The organism is Algibacter sp. TI.3.09 (assembly GCF_038154905.1).
GTDB lineage: Bacteria > Bacteroidota > Bacteroidia > Flavobacteriales > Flavobacteriaceae > Algibacter.
Genome location: NZ_JBAKAN010000003.1, coordinates 237,715 through 259,634 on the forward strand (window position 1 = coordinate 237,715; position 21,920 = coordinate 259,634).

The window sequence follows — 21,920 nt, forward strand, 5'->3', positions numbered from 1 at the left end:
TTAATTGATTTTCAGTTGGATACGTTTTGTGTAAGCCGGTTATTTTTTTATAACAATTAATACAATAAAAAAAGCCGCATACAATTTAAAACTGTATGCGGCTTTTATTTATATTTAAAAATCTAGTCTTGCAAAGCAAAAACCTTTTTTAATAAATCTGTAGATCTAGAAGATACTTTAGTTCTAATTTCAGTTTCTTCAACGGCAATCATTGTAAAAACACCTTTTAAAGCTTCACCTGTTACGTAATCTGTTAAATCTGGATTAACATCACTAGTAAATGGTAATGCGTTGTATTTAGTAATTAAATTACTCCATACTTGATCGGCACCTACTTTTCCAAAAGAGCTTTTTATTACAGGATTAAATTTATCGTAAAGAGCTGTTTGTGTTTTAGATGTTAAGTACTGTGTTGCAGCATCGTTGCTACCGAGTAAAATATTTTTAGCATCTGCAAACGTAATGTCTTTTACAGCGTCTACAAAAATAGGAGTAGCTTCTTTTACAGCATCTTCTGCCGCTCTATTAAGTACTTTTAAACCTTCGTCTGCAAGGCTGCTTAAGCCTATGTCTCTAAGGGCTTTGTCTACTTTTTGTAATTCTTCTGGTAATAAAATTTTAACTAAATCGTTTTTAAAGAAACCATCGGTTTGTGTTAGTTTTGTTACTTGCTTGTCAATACCTAAATCTAGAGCTTCACGTAAGCCTGATGCTATTTCGGTAGTGCCTAATGCGCCACTTGCTTGTGGTAGTTGACTAACTACTTGTTGAAGTTCGGCACATGCCGTAAGATTAAATATTAGTAAGAAAACGAGTGCTTTACGAATCATGATATTGGGTTTTATATTAAAAGACAAAGATATATTTTACAAATGAAAACCATTCTCTTTTTTTAAAATACTATTTTAGCACAATTATTGTATGTATCACAATATATTATTAAATTGACTCTATATTAAGCTGTATTATAATGAAAATAAGAAAATTAGTACTTTGCTTGTTATGTGTTTTAACTCCAATGATTTTTTTTGGGCAAATACATATATCAAAGAACATTAAAAAATCTTCGATTGCAACCACGGATGAAAACGCGTTGTATTTTGTAGATTTTTGGGCAACATGGTGTGGCCCGTGTATTCATGTTTCTAAATATTTAGAATCGTTACAACAGCAGTTTCCTAAAAACTTTTACATTCTGTCTTTAACTCAAGAAAGTGCAGAAGTAGTAAATAAGTTTATGGTTAAACACAATACAGGTTTGGCCGTTGCCACAGATTATGAAGGCGAAACTTTTGCTTTAAACAATATTGCTAGTCTACCTTATGGTATTTTATTTAATGCTGATGGACAAAAACTATGGGAAGGGCATGCAGCCGATTTAAAGGCTTATAAAATTGGTGGGTTTTTAGCTAGAAATCAAAAAACTATTGCTGTTGATGATTTTTTTAAGTTAGAAGAATACAAACAAGAGGTCGCTATAGAGAACCCCATAAAACGAAGAAGAGATTTCGATTTTCTAGAAATGGAAGTAGATCATGGTGTTAGTTCCGGAATTCAGGCTGTTAATAGAAATGGTTATTTAGAGATTGAAGGTCGTTTGCAAGACATTATGGCTTACGCGTTGCACAGTAATAAAGCGCAAATTAAAATTTCTAAAGAGGATAATAAGTATTATAAAATGTATTTTGAAGAAGGTTCTAAAGCCTTTGAAAATAAAGAAAACAGTATTAGTAAAGCTTTAAAGTTACGCCGTAAGGAGTATGAAAAGGAAGGAGATGTATTGGTTTTTAATATTGATGATGCTAAGTTTTGGGATACTAACCAAATAGACTGGGGAATAAATAATTCAAAATATTTAATAGGCGATTCAGATATACAGGCAGATAATGCTTCCATAACCGATATTGCTTATCAATTATCTTTTTTGTTAGAAACTCCTATTGTTTTTGATAAGAAGTTTAAAAATGAAGAGTTACATGATTGGCAAATTCATTACAAATATTTTGAGTTTATGTCTTCTAATCTTGGAGAATACGGAATAAAGGTAGAAAAGAAAGTTACAACATACCCAGAGTATGTTTACAATAAACGTTAGGTTCGTTGGAGAACTAATTACTTTAAAATAAAAAAGCTCAGGATATAAATCTTGAGCTTTTTTATTTTGTAAAAGGAAATTATTTATTCTTTAATATATACATCAGCTAAGTTGTGTATTAACAAATAAGTTTCATCACCTTGTATATCTGTAATATTCTCGTAATTATGGAAATTTACAGAGTTGTCAAAAGTTGTTGGAAAATATGGTATATCTCCGGCATCTTCGTAAGCACTGGCAGATCCGCTACTTCCGTTTTCTACTTTATGCACTATAGAAGAGTATAGATATTCTAATTTATTAAGGTCGCCTTTACCAAGTAAAAGTTTAATGATCTCTCCATCCTCATCTTCGTCTTCATAATAGACGTGAAGAAATCCGTCTTCAAATACGTAATCTACATTATAGATTTCGCCATATTGAGCAACCACCACCTCTGTGTCACTTATAAATTTAACATAATAGTCTTTACTTTCCTCTTCTATTTCTGCTTTATTACGCCCAAGTCCGCTGTTTTCGTAATATGCGGCTAAAACATCATCGGGTACTTCTTCGGTTTCTGTTCCATCTTTAATATAAGAGAAGCTTTCTTCTACGTGAGAGAATTTAAGGGTAATTGGATATTGAGTTTCCGAAGTATCATCTTTATCATCATTACTATCGCAAGATGTGTTGATAATGGCTAGAAACATTAATGTTGCTGCAAAAATTACTTTTTTCATGTTGTTTTATTTGAGTGTTTTAATTGAATTAAGCATTAAATATAGAGATATACCTTAGTTTAAAAAATAAGAATTGAAGTTTTTTCTTATTTTAATTAAAACATTACCGTTGGTCTATTAGTGCTCGTAGATTTTTATTTTAATAATCATGGAGAACTGGTTTAGCTAAATGTTAATGCTGAATTGAGAAGGGATTTGGATGGCAAATACTTGCGTTAGGGATTGCAGTGTAAAACCCACAGCGGGGCCGATGGTAATCGGTGGCGCGAGGATTTGTAGCGGAAAGCCCGACCCTTGTGGTAACGCCAAAAAAATGATATAAAATAAAAAGGGCACCTTAATTAAAAGATGCCCTTTTCGATAATTAAACTAACCCCTCAGTTTAAAATTGTAATAGAATTTACAATGTTTTTATTGTATAACTCTAAATTCTGTACGTCTGTTCTTTTGGTGTTCGTTATCTGAACAATCAACACCATTAGCACAACGGTTTACTAATCTTGTTTCTCCGTATCCTTTTGCAGTTAAACGGTTTCTAGAGATTCCTTTAGATACTAAGTAGTTTACTACTGAGTTAGCACGTTGTTGTGATAAAGACATGTTGAAATCATCATTTCCTCTAGCATCTGTATGAGACATTAGTTCGATGCTCACAGGCTTGCTGTTTAATAAAGGTAATAATGTTTCGTCGATAATTTTTTTAGACGCTGGAGTGATACGAGCACTACCTGTTTCGTAAAAAATTGGTAATACGTTAGATTTTAATAATCCACAATCAACTTCTTCCCAAGTAGTAATTCCACCTTTTTTAGCTAATACAGTTCTTGTAACAGTTTGCATTTTTGCAGGTACAGTTACGCTTCTTGTAGATGCTGGAGTTTGAACAACTTGACGTTTGATAGTTGAGTATTCTGCAGGAATTTCAATTTCGTCCATTCTTGCTGGAGTTTTGATAACACGTTTTTTGTATACTGTGTTTAATTCTGTAACTGGCACTTGGCTAGTTGAAGCATCTGTAGCTAAAGTTGTAAAGCTTACATCTCTAGATTGAGCAGGGTATTCAACAAAACATGCTACAACACAATCTTCTTTGTTAGGAGAATCACAAGCAGTTTCCTTGTATTCCCATCCAGAAGTTTTTGGGTAAGTTTCGAAAGTTCTAGAACTAGAACCGAAAGTTGCAGGATTGATGTTTAAATCTGTTCTACCTTCTTTCTTTACGTAAGGTACTTCAACAGTTTCGTAAGTTGCAGGAACGTAAACGAATTTTTTAGCAGCTTCTTTTACTAATACACGATCTTCTACAGTTCTGTATGTTGCAGGAACTACTTCTAAAATAGAATATGCTGGATATACTTCGATAGTTTCTTCGATGTCTTTGAATTCATCTTTTGTAATACACTTAACATAACATTTTCCTGGATCAGGATTTGCTGGTAAGTTTTGAGCTTGGGTAAACCCGATTCCGAAAATTAAAGCTAGGCTTAAAAATAAATTTGTTTTCATAAAAATTAAAATTTAGTTAATGGTTGTTTTTCCACATTATTAAGACACAGGAAAAACTGATAAGTCACAAGTTATATTGATAAAAAATTAAAAAGTGTTAGTTAAGAGCACTTTTTCGAGGGGTTTTAAGGGTTCTAAGTGTTGATTATTAATGGATTAAAAAGTTACGAAAAAATTACGGTTTTATTGTTATACACCATAACTTTTCTGTTTGAATGTGATTTTATCGCATTAGCTAGCACTATTTTTTCTAAATCTCTTCCTTTGGCAATAAGTGCATCTATAGTATATGTATGCGATACATGTGCAACATCTTGCTCAATAATTGGTCCGGCATCTAACTCCTCGGTTACGTAGTGACTTGTAGCTCCAATAATTTTAACACCGCGCTTGTAAGCAGAGTGATAAGGTTTGGCGCCCACAAAGGCTGGTAAAAAGGAGTGATGTATATTTATTATTTTATTTGGGTATTTATTAATTAATGTACCAGAAACTATTTGCATGTAGCGAGCCAGCACAATAAAATCGATATTATGCGCTTCTAGCAACTCTAATTGCTTGGTTTCGGCTTGTGCTTTAGTGTCTTTGGTAACAGGAATATGGTAAAACGGTATTTTAAAACTATCTGCAATAGGTTTTAAGTCGTTATGGTTACTTATTATAAAAGGAATTTCTAAATTAAGTTCACCAGAATTATAACGGCCTAACAAATCGTAAAGGCAATGATCGTATTTAGAAACAAAAAGCGCCATTTTAGGTTTCTTTTCAGAAGAATATATGCGCCATTTCATATTAAACTCATCGGCAATATTGCTTTTAAAACACGCTTTAAAAGTTTCTGTTGAAAAGTTAACGTCTTGAAATTCGCTTTCTAAACGCATGAAAAATATGTTCTGTTCCCGGTCTACATGCTGATCTAAGTAAATAACATTACCCTGTTTTTCAGTTATAAAGTTGGTTACCGATGCAATGATGCCAGGTAGATCTTTACAGTGAATGAGTATGGTGATTTTATTCATTAAAACGTACTTGTTAATTTTTGTTAAATGTAAGTTAAAATTAGATAAATTGGAGTTTGTATTTTAAAATTAGATTATCCGTTGCAAATTGCTGATATTTTTGAATATTCCGTAAATTCGCAGTTCTAATCATAAGATTTTTTAAGAATGAAACAAATTTCTTCCTACAAACCAAAATATAAAGTTCGAATAGTTACAGCTGCATCATTATTTGATGGTCATGATGCTTCTATTAATATTATGCGTCGAATTATTCAGTCTACTGGAGTGGAAGTGATTCATTTAGGTCACGATAGAAGTGTGGAAGAAGTTGTAAATACAGCCATTCAAGAAGATGTTAATGCTATTTGTTTAACATCGTACCAAGGTGGGCATAACGAGTATTTTAAATACATGTTCGATTTGTTGAAGGAACGCGGCGCAGAGCATATTAAAATTTTTGGCGGCGGCGGCGGTGTTATTTTACCTTCGGAAATAAAAGATTTGATGGATTATGGTATTTCAAGAATCTATTCTCCAGATGATGGCCGTGAAATGGGCTTGCAGGGCATGATTAATGATTTGGTACAACAATCAGATTTTGCCATTGGCGATCAACTCGATATAGATGTTGATACTTTAAAGAATAAAAATGATAAAACGATAGCTAGAGTTATTTCTTCGGCAGAGAATTTTCCGGAGATTTCAAAAGCAGTTTTAGATAAAATTCATAATAAAAATAAAAATTCAAAAACACCAGTTTTGGGTATTACCGGAACCGGAGGTGCAGGAAAATCGAGTTTGGTAGACGAGCTTGTACGCAGGTTTTTAATAGATTTTCCCGAAAAAACAGTTGGTATTGTTTCTGTAGATCCTTCTAAAAGAAAAACAGGTGGAGCACTTCTAGGTGATAGAATCCGTATGAATGCTATTAACAATTCGCGTGTTTATATGCGAAGTTTGGCAACGAGACAATCTAATTTAGCACTTTCAAAATATGTAAATGAAGCGGTTGAGGTTTTAAAAGCCGCAGAGTTCGATCTTATTATATTAGAAACTTCGGGAATTGGGCAGAGTGATACGGAAATTATCGAACATTCTGATGTGTCCTTATATGTAATGACGCCGGAATTTGGAGCAGCAACGCAACTTGAAAAAATTGATATGCTCGATTTTGCCGATTTGGTAGCTATTAATAAATTTGATAAACGGGGTTCGCTAGATGCTTTACGCGATGTAAAAAAACAATACATGCGTAATAATAATCTGTGGGATACCCATCAGGACGATTTACCGGTTTTCGGAACCATCGCTTCTCAGTTTAACGACCCAGGAATGAATACGCTTTACAAAGCGATTATGGACACTTTGGTTGAAAAGGCGAGTGCCGATTTAAAATCAACCTTTACCATTTCTAATGAAATGAGTGAAAAGATTTTTGTAATTCCGCCAAATAGAACACGTTATTTATCTGAAATTGCTGAAAACAACCGTGCTTACGATAAAAAAGGCTTGGAACAGTTTGAAGTGGCACAGAAGCTTTACGGAATTTATAAAACCATTTGTTCTGTAATGAATGTGTCATCGAGCGAAGTCGAGATGTCGCTTATTGGAAAATTAGGATTAAATGATGATGAAATTCTTCAAAAAGCTCAGAATGATAAAGGAATTGTGATTCCGAAAGAAGGAGGAACGCCTGACGAAGAATCTCAAAGAAGTTTATTGAAACTACTTATAAAAGAATTCGACAGAGTAAAATTAAACCTCGATCCTTACAACTGGGAAATTATTACCACTTGGGGCGAGAAAGTAAATAAATATAAAAACCCAATCTATAGCTTTAAAGTTAGGGATAAGGACATTAATATTGAAACACATTCCGAGTCGTTATCGCATTTACAGATTCCTAAAATAGCTTTACCAAAATATCAAGCTTGGGGTGATTTACTAAAATGGTGCTTACAAGAAAATGTACCTGGAGAATTTCCATACACATCTGGTTTGTATCCCTTTAAAAGAACAGGAGAAGATCCCGCAAGAATGTTTGCTGGCGAAGGCGGACCAGAACGTACCAATAAAAGGTTTCATTATGTAAGTGCAGGATTGCCGGCAAAACGCTTGTCAACCGCTTTTGATAGTGTTACACTTTACGGAAACGATCCGGATTTACGTCCAGATATTTACGGTAAAATTGGAAATGCAGGCGTTTCTATTTGTTGTTTAGACGATGCTAAAAAGTTATATTCTGGTTTCGATTTGGCACACGTAATGACCTCTGTGAGTATGACGATTAATGGTCCTGCACCAATGTTGCTTGGCTTTTTTATGAATGCAGCCATCGATCAACAATGTGAGATTTATATAAAAGAAAATAATTTAGAAGATGAAGTAGAAGCCAAAATAGCTGAAATTTATAAAGGTAAAGAGCGCCCAAAATACAACGGCGATTTACCTGAAAGTAATAATGGTTTAGGTTTAATGCTTTTAGGTGTAACAGGAGATCAGGTGTTACCCGCAAATGTTTATGCAGAAATTAAAATAAATACCATTGCTCAAGTTAGAGGTACCGTTCAGGCCGATATTTTAAAAGAAGACCAAGCTCAAAACACCTGTATTTTTTCAACAGAATTTGCATTACGATTGATGGGCGATGTGCAAGAATATTTTATAGATAATAATGTGCGTAATTTTTATTCGGTGTCTATTTCCGGATATCATATTGCCGAAGCAGGAGCAAACCCCATTACTCAATTGGCATTAACCTTATCTAATGGTTTCACTTACGTGGAATATTATTTAAGCCGTGGTATGGATATTAATAAATTCGGACCAAACTTGTCCTTCTTCTTTTCCAATGGTATCGATCCGGAATATGCGGTAATTGGTCGTGTAGCTCGTAAAATTTGGGCAAAAGCCATGAAGCATAAGTATGGCGCCAACGCCAGAGCACAAATGCTTAAATATCATATTCAAACATCTGGAAGAAGTTTACATGCTCAAGAAATCGATTTTAACGATATCCGTACAACACTTCAGGCTTTATACGCTATTTACGACAACTGTAACTCGCTACATACAAATGCTTATGATGAAGCGATTACAACGCCAACAGAGGAGTCCGTACGTCGCGCTATGGCTATTCAACTTATTATTAATAAAGAGTTAGGTTTAAATAAAAATGAAAACCCAATACAAGGCTCGTTTATTATTGAGGAATTAACCGATTTGGTAGAGGAAGCCGTATTGTTAGAGTTTGATAGAATAACAGAACGTGGTGGAGTTTTAGGAGCTATGGAAACCATGTATCAACGTAGTAAAATACAAGAAGAAAGTCTGTATTATGAAACTTTAAAACATAATGGTGATTTTCCGATAATTGGAGTAAACACCTTTTTAAGTAGCCAAGGTTCTCCAACGGTTTTACCTGCGGAAGTTATTCGTGCTACCGAAGAAGAAAAACAATTTCAAATTAAAACATTAAAAAATCTACATAGCGCACATAAAACAGAAGCTTTATTAAAAGAGCTTCAACATAAAGCCGTGAATAACGAAAATATATTCGAAGCCTTAATGGAAGTTTGTAAAGTATGTTCTTTAGGGCAAATTACAAATGCCTTGTTTGAAGTAGGAGGGCAGTACCGCCGAAATATGTAAACAGCACATTTAAATAGTTAATAGAATACTTTTAGGATAGTTTTTGAGACCTTAAAATAGTTTGAGGTCTCGAAGCTTCTGTTTTATTAAAAAGTGCTTAGAGCGAAATACAAGAAACTTATAAAAAGCAAAAAACCTTTAAATCAAAAGATTTAAAGGTTTTTTTTGTGACCGGGCTGGGGCTCGAACCCAGGACCCTCTCCTTAAAAGGGAGATGCTCTACCAACTGAGCTACCAGGTCATTATTTCAAAATAAATACTAACAGTAATTGTTAGCGGGTGCAAATATAACATCTTTAATTAGAAAAACAATTATATTTGTAATTAAACTTAAGTTTTTATTAATAAAAACTTTAATAAAAAAACCTACAAATTTTTCAATCTATAGGTTTTTTGTGACCGGGCTGGGGCTCGAACCCAGGACCCTCTCCTTAAAAGGGAGATGCTCTACCAACTGAGCTACCAGGTCATTATTTCAAAGTTGTTAACATTGCTGTTAGCGGGTGCAAATATAAAACCTTTCTTTAATAAAACAACACTTTTTTTAAATAAATTTCGTTTTTTTGCATCTGTAAATCGTATGTTTTTAAAAATCAATTCTTAACGAAAAAATGATAATAGTTTTAATGGGGTATATGGCTTCCGGAAAGTCAACAATTGGAAAGAGATTAGCAAAAAAACTAAATTATAATTTTATTGATTTAGATGATTTAATTGAATCTAAAGAAAATGCTTCGGTTTCCGAGGTGTTTAAATCTAAAGGTGAAATCTATTTCAGAAAACAAGAAGCACTTTATTTGCGTGAGCAACTTGAATCTAAAGAAGATATTATTTTATCTGTTGGTGGAGGTACGCCTTGCTACAGTAGTAATATGGATGCTATTTTAAGTGCCGAGAACGTAAGGAGCGTGTATTTAAAGGCATCTATACCTACATTAATTGAAAAGTTAATGAAGAAAAAGGCAACACGCCCTTTAATAGCGCATATTGAAACCGAGGAGGCTATGGCCGAATTTATAGGTAAACACTTATTTGAGCGTGCTTATTACTATAATCAAGCCAATGTTAAGGTGTCTATTGATGGTAGATCTAAAAAGGAAGTTACAAAAGATGTTTTTGATAGCTTATTCTAAAATAGCTTCAAAGTTTTTACCTTCTAAAATAACATTAACGTGTTCATGCAACGAGGTGGAAAGCGAAATACCTTTATAATCTGCCTTTACAGGGTATTTTTTATGGTTTCTGTTTACTAAAACAGCCGTTTTAAATTGTTTTAAAGGCACATTTAAAAAGTGTTTAACGCCATAAATTAGTGTGGTTCCGGAGTTTAAAACATCATCTACCAATACAATAGATTTGTTTTTATAATCTTCGGGATCCATAGACGTTTTGATCTCTTGCCACGGATTTTTTTTATCGATACTTACTTTACACAGTGAAACATTAATTTCAGAAATTTTTTGCAATGCCAATTTTAGTTTTTTTGCAAAAACATAGCCATTACTGTCTATTCCTGCTAAAATCACCTCTGTTTCGTCCATGTTACTTTCATAAATTTGAAAAGCAATACGACGTATTTTGTGGTTAATTTCGGTGTGATTTAAAATAATGTTACTTGTGGCAGTCATAATAGATAGCGTTTAAAGTATAAAATTAAGTTTTTTTATTCGTTCTAGCAGTTTTATATCAATCAAAGTTGACGATATAAGCGTTCGGTTTAAACCTTTTTTTAGAAAAATAATTATTCTTCTTCATCAAAAAGAGGATCTTCAGTATAGCCATCAATATCTCTACGATCTTTTTTAGTAGGGCGACCCACTCCTTTTTTTCTATAATAATCTTTCGAGTATTTTAAAAGTTCTTGAGCTTCAAATTGTTCCTTTGGAGTTGTATCTGTTCTGTAAAGATCTACAAGCTTTGCACCAACACGGCTTTCCGGAATATCGTTAACCTTTAAGCGATAGTTAATTTGGTTCTTTCGGAGTTCAACAATATCCTGAGGATAAACATCTCTACTTGGTTTTACTTGGTCGTTATTTATTCTAACTTGGCCCTTTTTACAAGCCGTTGTAGCCAAGGTTCTCGTTTTATAATATCTAATACACCACAAATACTTATCAATCCGCATACAATTATTGTAAAAACTTCGTTAATGTTGTTGTGCAAGATTAAATATTCTTGAATAAAGTGTATCTTGCGCGTCAAAAATACGCAATAATGAGTTTAAGAAAAATAAGTTTTTTAATATTAAGTTTAGTTTTAGTTTTTTCGGCCTGTAAGAAGGATGACGACGCTGATGACGTGGTTGTTGTTGAAGAAAATGATAGAACAGAACAGCAAGTTGAAGATAATGAAGCTTTACTTACATATTTAGAAAGCCATTACTTTAATGCAAGTGATTTTCAAGGAGAAAATGTAAATCCTAATATTGGTGATTTAGAATTAACAGAATTATTAGATGGTGAGACTTTGCCAGAAGGTAGCATTTTGCTAAGTTCTTTATTGAACAATGCCGATGCCGATTTTGTACTAGATGCGAAAGAAGTGGTTTATGCAGAAACTGATTATATTGTATACATTTTACATTTAAATGATGGTGGTGGCGATGAATCTCCACACTTTTGTGATGATGTAAGAGTGAGATATGAAGGATCTGGATTAGATGGTACTGTTTTCGATAGCGCTGTTAATCCTGTGAATCTAGATTTAATAGATTTAATTCCGGCTTGGAGAAAAGTTTTAACCGACTTTAATACAGCTGAAACTATTGCAGATGCAGCAGATGGTACTGTAGCTTACTCTAACCATGGAGCGGGCGTTATGTTTCTTCCTTCAGGACTTGGTTATTTTTCTTCTAGTTTAACAGATATTTCAGCTTACTCACCTTTAATTTTTAAATTCGATTTATTACAGACTACTGTAAACGATCATGATTTTGATGGTGTGCCATCTTATCTTGAAGATTTAAATGGTGATGGTGAATTTACAGTTAATTATGATGATTTAGAAGATACTACGGATGATGATACTGATGGTGATGGAACACCAGATTATGCTGATACAGATGATGATAATGATGGTGTTTTCTCTATATATGAAGATATAGATGAAGATGGTAACCCAGGAAATGATATTGGTGCTAATGGCATTGCAAAATATCTAGATATTACAGAAACAGAATCTAATCAAGATTAATTAGATTTTTAATTCATAAAAAAAAGGAGTAGCTAATCGCTACTCCTTTTTTTGTGGTTTCTTTTCTCCTTTTTTAGGCATTGGCCCTCTTAAATGAATTACTAAGCCGTTAAGGAAATTACGTAAAACTTGATCGCCGCATTCCATATACTTCGGGTGATCGTCGCGTCTAAAGAACGCACCCAATTCACTTTTAGAAATTCTGAAATCTACAAGTTCTAAAATTTTTACAATTTCATCATCACGTAGTTTTAATGCCACGCGTAACTTTTTTAAAATATCGTTATTTGTCATATTTTGAATAGCAATTGCTGTTTTTACAGTTTGAAATAGGTTTTAAATCGTCCTTTTATCGAGAAATGTAAAATTAAGATATTAAAATTTAAGTTAACTCAATATTTTAAATAGAATTTTTGTTAGTATTTCTTACTTCATTAAATAAAATAATGATTTTATGGGGTAAACTTAGTAACGGTGTGCATTTCATCGATTTTTACTTTTGAAATAATACAAGCTGATGTTTTTGTTTTCTCTATGTGAGGTAATTCTGTAAAATACTGAAAACAGGGAAGTTGTGTGTAGTCTTTCTTTGGAACCTCTTGGTTTATTAGGTGGTTTGAGAGCTTCTTAATATTCTGTTAATAAAGACTCTAAATGATAAAACGCAATTTTATTAGATGAAATTTTTTTAAACATTGATGAAATAAAGAAAAACACGATAAAATACCATGGCCTTTTCGATAAGCTACATTATATCTTCGATTAGTTTTTAATGTTTCTGCTTAAATTTATGGTATAACCCTCAAAATTAGTTTAAAATGATTAATAGAGCTCAGAAATTGCATCTCCTATCCGAAATGATTGCTTTTGCGAAGCACGACAAGGATATAAAAAATATAGAATATAACTTTTTGCTAGGCGTTGCCAAGCAATTAGAGATAGAACGTGAGGATTTTGAATATTTAATTAAAAATCCAATAAACTATACTCACCTAAAATCGCATAGCGAACGTATTGTACAATTCCATAGACTTGTGCTATTAATGAATATAGAGCAAGAACATGGCGGAGGAAACAATTCTAAGGGCGTAATTAAATTGTACAATTTTGGTTTACGTATGGGATTAAGTCACGAGTCTATCACTAAAGTACTTTATTTAATGGAGAGTTTCCCGAATAAAATTGTACCACCAGATGTTTTAATAGATATTTTTAAAACACAGTATAATTAGAAAGACAGTATACTTTATAAAATAACATCCTATCACTCATTCTTTTTTCCTTTAAGGAAAAGCTATTAAGTGTTAATTTTAGTTGAAAAGTATAGGATTATAGAAAAGCTAAAGATTTAATTCTTTAGCTTTTCTAGTTTATCTTGAGATGCTTTAATTTCGTCACGTAGTTTAGCTGCAACTAAAAAGTCTAATGCTTTTGCAGCTTCTTCCATAAGTTTGCGTTTCTCTCTAATTTTCTTTTCTAATTCACCTTTGGTTAAATACTCACTCTCTGGCTCAGCGGCTTTAGCAGCTTCTAGCTCATAACTGTAAGTACTTACCGAATTTTTGGTTAATACATTATCTAAACTTTTGTTTAGTGCTGTTGGTGTGATGTTGAATTTGGTATTGTAGGCAATTTGTTTCTCACGACGGTAATCGGTTTCGTCCATCGTTTTCTGCATACTTTTAGTGATTTTATCAGCATACATTATTGCTCTTCCGTTAAGGTTTCTAGCGGCACGACCAACGGTTTGCGTTAAAGATCTTGCCGAACGCAAGAAGCCTTCTTTATCGGCATCTAAAATAGCGACTAGAGATACTTCTGGTAAATCTAAACCTTCACGAAGTAAGTTTACACCAACTAAAACATCAAATAAGCCTTTACGTAAATCTTGCATAATTTCAACACGCTCCAAAGTGTCAACATCACTATGTATGTAACGACAACGAATTTGAATACGGTCTAAATATTTGGTTAATTCCTCCGCCATACGTTTGGTAAGCGTGGTAACCAAAGTACGTTCGTCTTTTTCTACGCGTATTTGTATTTCTTCAATTAAATCATCAATTTGATTTAAACTTGGTCTAATTTCAATAATAGGGTCTAAAAGTCCGGTAGGTCTAATAACTTGCTCTACATAAACGCCATCGGTTTTCTGTAATTCGTAATCGGCTGGTGTGGCACTTACGTATATTACTTGGTTTTGTATGGCTTCAAACTCTTCAAATTTTAAAGGTCTGTTGTCCATAGCGGCAGGTAATCTAAAGCCGTATTCTACTAAATTTTCTTTTCGACTTCTATCACCACCATACATGGCGTGAACTTGAGAAACGGTAACGTGACTTTCGTCTACAACCATTAAATAGTCGTCCGGAAAATAATCGAGTAAACAGAAAGGTCGTGTTCCTGGCTGTCTGCGGTCTAAATAGCGCGAATAGTTTTCAATACCAGAACAATACCCTAATTCACGTATCATTTCTAAATCGAATTCCGTACGCTCTTTTAAGCGTTTGGCTTCAAGGTGTTTGCCTATTTCTTTAAAATAATCATGTTGTTTAACTAAATCATCCTGAATTTCCGAAATGGCATTTTGTAAAACATCGGGAGATGTTACAAACATGTTTGCAGGATAAATTGTTATTTGTTCGTATTTTTCAACAATTTCATTAGTTTGAATATTGAAAGACTCGATTTCTTCAATCTCATCTCCAAAAAAGTGTATTCTAAAAGCATCATCAGCATAACTCGGAAAAATATCGACAGTATCACCTTTTATTCTGAAATTTCCATGTCTAAAATCGGCTTCGGTTCTAGAATATAAACTTTGTACTAAGGTATGAAGGAGTTTAGTTCGTGAAATTTCTTGATCTTGCTTTAATGAAATTACGTTTTTCTGAAATTCGACAGGGTTTCCAATACCGTAAATACAAGATACCGACGCAATTACAATAACATCACGACGTCCAGAAAGTAGGGAAGAGGTTGCGCTTAAACGCATTTTCTCTATTTCTTCATTTATAGATAAATCTTTTTCGATGTACACTCCAGAAACAGGAATGTAAGCTTCTGGTTGATAATAATCGTAATAAGACACAAAATACTCAACAGCATTATTCGGAAAAAACTGTTTAAACTCCGAGTATAACTGCGCTGCCAAAGTTTTATTATGCGCTAAAATTAGAGTTGGGCGTTGTACTTCTTCTATAACATTTGCAATAGTAAATGTTTTACCAGACCCAGTAACCCCTAATAAAGTTTGATATTTTTCATCGGCATTGAAACCTGCCGCTAATTGTTTAATTGCGTTTGGTTGATCGCCTGTTGGCTTAAATTCTGATTCAATTTTAAACTTCATTTTACAAAATTACGCAAAATAAATGTGTTATCTTTTTAAAGTGAAATGTCCGCTAAAATGTCGTCCATCTTCGAGCTGAGCATTAAACCAATAATCATCAGAAGGTAAAGGATTTCCATTAAATGTACCATCCCAACCTGTTGAACCTGCTAAGAATTGTTTAAGTAGTTTTCCATAACGATCGTAAATAAAGATTAACGAGTTTGGTTGTGTTTGAGCGTTTAAGCCCTTTACTTGCCAATAATCATTATAACTATCGCTGTTTGGTGTAAAGAATTTAGCATAACCAATTACCGAAATATCTAATTCTGTAGTTCCGCAAACATCATCCTTTACATAAATGGTGTAAAAGCCTGGACGTACATTTGTAAACACGGGTTCCGCTTGGTAAGTAATAAAGTTTGAGCCCTCTTCGCGTAAGGCATACTCATAATCTCCAGAACCTAAATTTGTAGTATCTATAGTGACGGAGTTGTTGTTAGAGATATCTACAATAGTAACATCGTCTTGAGTAATATTTGCAGACTCCGAAGCTGTAACTATAATATCACGTGTGCGTGAGCATCCTGTTCCATCTGTTTTAGTAAGTGTTACCGTGTATGTTCCGGCAACAGATACATTGTCTAGAGTAGGCTGGTTAGATAATAATGTACCATCCTCAAAATACCACTCGTAAGTAAAACTATCGATTACACTAGCTTCAATAGGATCTAAGTTTACACTGAAAGTTGGGTCTGAGGTACAAACAATTAAGGGAGAGTCTACAGTGAAATCTGGAAGCGGGTTTACAACTAATTCTATAGTGGTTGTTGCTATACAGTTTGTGTTAGCCGAATTAGTAACTTCAACTAAAATATTTTGAGATTCTGAATTTAAAGGGTTTGGTAAAGATGAATTTGTGACTGTAACTCCAGATTCATTTATATATGTATAATTAATATCCATACCGGTTTGCGCTCCTAAAATGGTACTAGAAAAGTTAGAGGTGTTAAAAGGAAATATACCATCATCATCAATGTCTCCAGTTTCACCATCGCATACAATAATTGGGGTTATTGGGTTAGCAATAGGGCTTTCGTCTACTATAAATTCTACTGTAGTTTCATCGAAACATGGTCCGTCGGGAGCCGAAGATGTTGCATTTGTAACTCGAATCGTTATGGTTTGATTGCTTGTTAGAAATGTAGATGAAATTGGACTAACAACGGGAGTACCGTCAGTATATAATAAAGGATCTCCAGCAGTATCAAAATACGAAATATTAAAATTCGCAGGGTTTTGTGTTCCTAAAATATCGCTTTCTAAATTAGAAGTATCGAAAGGGTAGGCGCCATCAGAATCATCATCGCATGCTCTGGTAATTGTAACAGGATTCGCAATTGGTAAAGTTTCTACGGTTAATAAAATATGGCCGCCTAAACCTAAACAATCATTAGATATAGAGCTATCTACACGTACGTAAATTATTTGCGAATTTGGATACCCAATATTTCTGTAATTCGAGATATCTATAATTTCATTTATTTCTGCTAAAGCATCTGCTTCATTTCTATAATATCTTGGTGGTAACGGGTTTTGTCCAGCAGGAATTAAACTTAATAAAGTTGTATTTACACTACTAAAATCGAATGTTGCAATACCATCTCTTTGGTTATTGTTGGCGGTATTATTCCCGTCAATATCAAGAAAATCATCACATTGATTAAACGTAACGGATAGGCTAGAAAGGATTACTGTAGTTGAAACATTAAGTTGAATTTCTGCAATATTCCCGCAGTTAAGTGCATTATCTACCCGCGCCCATACTATGTCGTTACTAATTGTTCTATTTATAAAAGTAGTTGGGTCTGCAATAAAATCAGGGCTCGTCTCATCTCCTAATTTAGCCGAAGCTTCAGTTAAATAATAACTGAATGTTTCGTTCGCTGCATTTGATGAAATCTCATCATTAGCTTCGGTTAAATTGAAATAACTATAACCAAGTGTTGATGGATCAGCATCATCACATTGAATTAAAATAACAGGCGAATTAACATTTGAAAGCGCATTTACAGCAAGCGTCATGCTTTCTGAATATAAGCCACAGCCATTTCCGCTTCTATCTAACTTTACACGGTATTGATTGTTGTTAAAAGTTATAGGTGTATCAGTAATAGTTAGAGTTGTGGTTTGTGAGTTGTTGTAGTTGGTATCATCAATAACGGTGTTCCAAGTGGTGCCATCTGTGCTTATTTCCCATTGAAATGTTTCAGCCTCATCTGAAATTATTGTAATAGAAGCATCGTAAGATTCACAAATAGTAATATCAACGGGTTGCGTAGTTATTGATAATGTAGCACTGGTTGAATAATTTGAATTAGGAAGCGTGTATCCGTCTGAAGCATTAGTTACTAGTCCGTTAATGTCTACTGTAATCGTTGCAGTATCTCCAAGGTAGTTATCCGTATTTGCATCAGAAAACCCTGCCTCAATAACGTCAAAACATGTGTCTCCGTCGGCATCTAAATCAATATAACTAAATATAGTGTCGTTGTCAAAATCGCTAAGTGTATATCCTATTTGGTTGCTGTCCGCTGAGGTTTCTGCGTTATCTGTCCATCCGTTTGTTCCAAAGTTAGGGCTATCATCAATACCGTTCAAATCGGTATCGGATAAATTTATGCCTAATACACCAGTTTCAACTAAATCATAAATACCATCATTATCACTATCTAAATCGTGATAGTCAGGTACGCCATCATTGTCTGTGTCTATTGGAGTTACCGTAATATCATAAACATCATCCAATCCGTTAGAGTCTGCATCTATAATTGATAGCGTAACAAGTTGTCCTTGATTTTCTATAAAATCAGGAATCCCATCGTTATCGCTGTCTAAATCTAAACTGTCATCAATACCATCTAGGTCATTATCATTTCCAACGCAAGTTGCAGCAATTTGAAACGTAGCTTGATTGCTATTCGTATCTGAAATGTTTTTATGAATATAAGTTATTTGGTTAACGCTATGAGCCGAAAAACTGAAAGTTGCAGTTCCAAAAGCTAATGATGTTTTTGATTTAAATCGAATTTCGAAAGCTGAAATTTGCGTGATTCCTGTTTCGTAAATACCATCGAAATCGCTATCTATTAAAAGTTGATCGTCAGGATCTAGAAGGGTAATCGTTCTTGTACTAGGCACTCGAATAATAAACTCTTGATTAGTGTTTAGTGTGCCACTACCGCTAAAAGTATTATCGGGATAGTTTACCAATAAATTAAGAGGTTTGTTAAAGCTTAATTGGTAGGTTGTGTTGCTTTCTGGATCGCCAGTTTTAACAGATACTTCACTAGTGAATATACCTTCGCTATTTCCGAAAATTGGTGTAGTAACTGTATTGTTAGCTACAGTTGTGGTTCCTGAAAAAGTATATGCTCCTACAGGTATGCTACCACTATTAATATTTGATAAATTGATAATTTGATTACCGTAAGATTCTGTACAGTTTAAGATTCCATCGTTATCGTTATCAATATCTATATTGTCTGGTATACCATCGTTATCTCTATCATCTGGACAGATACTTACAGGAACCTCTAGAGATTCTAGTTTTAAGCCTGAACAAAGTAATTCTCCAACAAGTTTGTAAGTTCCAGAAACGGTTGGTGTAATTTGAAATGTTGTAATGCCTGTTGTAGCAAAGCCGCTACCTGAGCCATCGTCAAAAAACCATTCAACACTATCAAAGTTATCCATGTTAGCAACTTCTAAAGTTACATTTGGAATACAGTTTCCTAGACTTTCGAAAACGGCATTAAAATTAATTTCTGGCGGTGTTGGAAAACCTGAATAAAAACTACCAGAAGTCGCCGCTCCATTAAAATTGAAATAAGCACAGTATAACTCGTCTGTGCTTTGCACAGAAATGTTTCCGGTTAGGTCTACAACTTTATATGTCACGTAGTCCGGTTTCCCTGTAACTGCAGTTGGTCCTGTTGTGAAAAAATTACTTAAAGCTATATTGTTTACGGTAACTGTTGCTCCAACCTTAGTAACAATAGAAACACCTCCTTCGAAATCTGTACTTCCTATAGATTGAATATTAGCTATATTATTTAAATTTCCACGTGTTTCACAGCTTAATGGTGGCACAAAATACATGCCTTGGTTAGCTTCGCTTGGTGTTGCTCCAATACCTTGATATGCAAAAACTGGTTGAGAGGTTTCTACGTACATGTTGCCGTTAATATATTGATCGCCTTCAATTAAATAATACTCGCCTGCATTTATAGTGGTAATTGCAGCATTTCCGTTTATACTAACTGAAGTATTATCGTAATGTGCTACAATAAGAATGTTTTCCCAACCATCATAACCATCACCTTTCACAAAAATATATTCTGTACCTACCTTATCTAGGCCCACAATTTGATCGATACCATAATCTCTACCATTACCGTTATGAAAACTACCATTTGCAGATCCGCAGTTTACAACAATGGGTTTATCTGAGTTAACTAAAGTCCCAATTAATCCATCTCTGTTAATCGTATTTTCGTTGCTGTTAGTTGCAATAGTATAGCTTTCTCCTTTGTTTAAATTAACCGTTATTGGGGTTGTTCCTGAATAATTTTCTATAATTAAACCCGCCGGTAAATCACTAAATACAACTTCTGTATTATTTTCGGTAGCCATTACAGAAGCAAAATTGAGATAATTGTCTTGGGGGTTTTCGTTGGTGTAAGTTCCAATTCTAAAAGTTTCTCCACGGGCGGCTAAACCTTTACTAACTAAAGCTCCAGCTTGTGCGCCAGTAGTTGCAGCATTCATTCTAACTGAGGCATAAATACTATTTTGGGCCTCTATAATATAGCCTTTATTATTGATAACGGTACTTGTTTGTATAGGTGGCATGAATAGCTGACTATCTCCATTGCCTAAAAAAATAACTACAGGAGATGAATTTGAAACTACCCCAGATATATACGTTGATGTTGGTTGCCCAACAGGGATAATAGTATAAGCGACATCAGTTACAGAAGGTGTAGATAAATATATATACTGATCTTGTGGTAAAGCATTATCAGAATCGGCGTAAGTTAAAGGAGGTATAAAGTGTGTTTTACTTAGTTGGGCAAAACTTGTTAGACAGAAAAGAAATATAACTAAAAATGATACTTTTTTTAAAAACGCCAATTTATTCATTTACAGTTACGGTAGTTAATGTTAATCTTTATTTTGAGAGCCTCGAAAGGTTAAATATAACCTTTAATACTATTAGACTGAAAAAATATAGTTTGGTTTATTCTTAATTTTGATAAATTTAATAAAGAGTAACTATTTCTGTAACTTTATGTTTTTGAGCACTTAACAATTGAATTTCGTTTTTGATTTTATATGTATTTGATTTAAAGTGATTTATAGGTGTGTGTGCTTAATGTAAAACAAAAAAAAGGTAGCGTTTCTCAGAAAGCTACCTTAATTAATTTTGTGTTGAATTATTTTTCTTTTTTCTGAATTTTAGATGTGTTCGCTAGTTTGTTTACAATAATTTGAGGTTCATTGTAAAGGTATAGAGAACTTGCTCCAGAAATTTCTACAGCTATAGTATCTGTAACTTCTAATATAGCTTCACTAGCAATTTCAGAAATTAAATCACAATTTTTAATAGTGAAATTTTTACCTGTAAACTGTGCGTTATTGTCTGTTCTAAGTGTTAGGTTATCACAGCTCCCTTCAATTTCAGCATTTGCTCTTTGATATAAATCGGCTTTTAAAATTGGCGAATTGATTAAAGCTTCTAATCTGCTGTTTCCGTTTAAAATAACTTTAGATGTTTTTGCAGTTACATTCAATTTCGTTTTAGATTTATCTAATCCTTCAAAATTGAAGTTTTCCGTTTTTATTGTCAGCCCAGCTTCAGAATTACCCGATGTAATTAATGTCATGTTATCTGCATTAATTGTAGATAGACCATGTACTTCCGCATCATCGCGAGTTTCAATGGTTGTTAAAAAATCATCGTAAGCAATTTTTATGTTCAATCTTTTTTTCGACGTAACCCGTTTTGTTAAATCGATATTAAGTACGCTATCTCTAACGTTAAGAACAAAAAACTCATGAAGGTTTTCATCAGTCTCTATTTCAACATATGGTTCTTTGGAGTAAACTAAATCAATTTCAAAACCTTCATCAACTATAACGGTTTTAAAAGAGTTTACGGGAGTTTGTTGTATGGTTACATTTCTATTACCTTTTACTTTTTCTACACTTTGGGCTTGGCCCAAAAAACAAATACTTATTGCTATTAGTAGTGTAAGGGATTTTTGTTTCATTTTGTACATTAATTAAATATTAGAACAAAGATAAAACAAAAACCATCCCAAACTTATATTTAGTCCGGAATGGCTCTATTTTAA

The 21,920-nt window shown here is 33.6% G+C and carries 15 protein-coding genes and 2 tRNA genes; 5 read left to right on the forward strand and 12 right to left on the reverse strand.

The window, feature by feature from the left end; all coding sequences use genetic code 11:
• Positions 1–122: 122 nt before the first annotated feature.
• Complete coding sequence (locus V6246_RS12860) at positions 123–830, reverse strand: DUF4197 domain-containing protein (RefSeq protein WP_341560873.1); 708 nt, start codon at positions 828–830, stop codon at positions 123–125.
• Between the two features lie 140 nt (positions 831–970).
• Here V6246_RS12860 and V6246_RS12865 point away from each other — a divergent pair, with 140 nt between their 5' ends.
• Entirely contained in the window at positions 971–2,095 is a 1,125-nt protein-coding gene (locus V6246_RS12865) for a TlpA family protein disulfide reductase (RefSeq protein WP_341560874.1), read from the forward strand.
• Between the two features lie 83 nt (positions 2,096–2,178).
• Here V6246_RS12865 and V6246_RS12870 read toward each other — a convergent pair whose 3' ends face one another.
• The 3 genes from V6246_RS12870 to purU form a co-directional block, all read right to left on the reverse strand.
• Positions 2,179–2,817 carry a hypothetical protein gene (locus V6246_RS12870; RefSeq protein ID WP_341560875.1) on the reverse strand — a complete coding sequence of 213 codons (639 nt, stop codon included), beginning with the start codon at positions 2,815–2,817 and terminating at the stop codon, positions 2,179–2,181.
• A gap of 411 nt (positions 2,818–3,228) precedes the next feature.
• Positions 3,229–4,323, reverse strand: coding sequence for an OmpA family protein (locus tag V6246_RS12875; RefSeq protein WP_341560876.1), 1,095 nt, complete (start codon positions 4,321–4,323; stop codon positions 3,229–3,231).
• Between the two features lie 164 nt (positions 4,324–4,487).
• A complete protein-coding gene (gene purU / locus V6246_RS12880) occupies positions 4,488–5,342 on the reverse strand; it encodes a formyltetrahydrofolate deformylase (protein ID WP_341560877.1) in 855 nt (284 codons plus the stop codon).
• Between the two features lie 147 nt (positions 5,343–5,489).
• Between purU and V6246_RS12885 the strand changes: the two genes are divergently transcribed.
• Positions 5,490–8,975 carry a methylmalonyl-CoA mutase family protein gene (locus V6246_RS12885; RefSeq protein ID WP_341560878.1) on the forward strand — a complete coding sequence of 1,162 codons (3,486 nt, stop codon included), beginning with the start codon at positions 5,490–5,492 and terminating at the stop codon, positions 8,973–8,975.
• Between the two features lie 168 nt (positions 8,976–9,143).
• Here V6246_RS12885 and V6246_RS12890 read toward each other — a convergent pair.
• Both V6246_RS12890 and V6246_RS12895 read right to left on the reverse strand, forming a co-directional pair.
• Positions 9,144–9,216: transfer RNA gene (locus tag V6246_RS12890), tRNA-Lys, on the reverse strand.
• A 155-nt stretch (positions 9,217–9,371) separates the two neighbouring features.
• Positions 9,372–9,444 (reverse strand) — tRNA-Lys (locus V6246_RS12895).
• A gap of 142 nt (positions 9,445–9,586) precedes the next feature.
• Here V6246_RS12895 and V6246_RS12900 point away from each other — a divergent pair.
• Positions 9,587–10,108, forward strand: coding sequence for a shikimate kinase (locus V6246_RS12900; protein ID WP_341560879.1), 522 nt, complete (start codon positions 9,587–9,589; stop codon positions 10,106–10,108).
• On the opposite strand, the gene V6246_RS12905 is transcribed toward V6246_RS12900, so the two are convergent.
• Positions 10,100–10,603 (reverse strand): phosphoribosyltransferase domain-containing protein, encoded by a 504-nt coding sequence (locus V6246_RS12905; RefSeq protein WP_341560880.1) that lies wholly within the window; start codon positions 10,601–10,603, stop codon positions 10,100–10,102. The genes V6246_RS12900 and V6246_RS12905 overlap by 9 nt on opposite strands.
• Before the next feature lie 113 nt (positions 10,604–10,716).
• On the reverse strand, positions 10,717–11,103 hold the full coding sequence (locus V6246_RS12910; protein WP_341560881.1) for an RNA-binding S4 domain-containing protein: 387 nt from the start codon (positions 11,101–11,103) through the stop codon (positions 10,717–10,719).
• 89 nt (positions 11,104–11,192) lie between these two features.
• Here V6246_RS12910 and V6246_RS12915 point away from each other — a divergent pair, with 89 nt between their 5' ends.
• Positions 11,193–12,170 carry an FKBP-type peptidyl-prolyl cis-trans isomerase gene (locus V6246_RS12915; RefSeq protein WP_341560882.1) on the forward strand — a complete coding sequence of 326 codons (978 nt, stop codon included), beginning with the start codon at positions 11,193–11,195 and terminating at the stop codon, positions 12,168–12,170.
• A 39-nt stretch (positions 12,171–12,209) separates the two neighbouring features.
• On the opposite strand, the gene V6246_RS12920 is transcribed toward V6246_RS12915, so the two are convergent.
• Positions 12,210–12,464 carry a DUF1456 family protein gene (locus V6246_RS12920; protein ID WP_042504819.1) on the reverse strand — a complete coding sequence of 85 codons (255 nt, stop codon included), beginning with the start codon at positions 12,462–12,464 and terminating at the stop codon, positions 12,210–12,212.
• A 524-nt stretch (positions 12,465–12,988) separates the two neighbouring features.
• Here V6246_RS12920 and V6246_RS12925 point away from each other — a divergent pair.
• Positions 12,989–13,402, forward strand: coding sequence for a hypothetical protein (locus tag V6246_RS12925; RefSeq protein WP_042495622.1), 414 nt, complete (start codon positions 12,989–12,991; stop codon positions 13,400–13,402).
• Positions 13,403–13,518: 116 nt separating this feature from the next.
• On the opposite strand, the gene uvrB is transcribed toward V6246_RS12925, so the two are convergent.
• From uvrB to V6246_RS12940, 3 genes are all read right to left on the reverse strand, one after another.
• Entirely contained in the window at positions 13,519–15,522 is a 2,004-nt protein-coding gene (uvrB, locus tag V6246_RS12930; RefSeq protein WP_341560883.1) for an excinuclease ABC subunit UvrB, read from the reverse strand.
• A gap of 27 nt (positions 15,523–15,549) precedes the next feature.
• Positions 15,550–20,697 (reverse strand): T9SS type B sorting domain-containing protein, encoded by a 5,148-nt coding sequence (locus V6246_RS12935; RefSeq protein ID WP_341560884.1) that lies wholly within the window; start codon positions 20,695–20,697, stop codon positions 15,550–15,552.
• A gap of 302 nt (positions 20,698–20,999) precedes the next feature.
• Positions 21,000–21,836, reverse strand: coding sequence for a GIN domain-containing protein (locus tag V6246_RS12940; RefSeq protein WP_341560885.1), 837 nt, complete (start codon positions 21,834–21,836; stop codon positions 21,000–21,002).
• Positions 21,837–21,920: the final 84 nt, after the last annotated feature.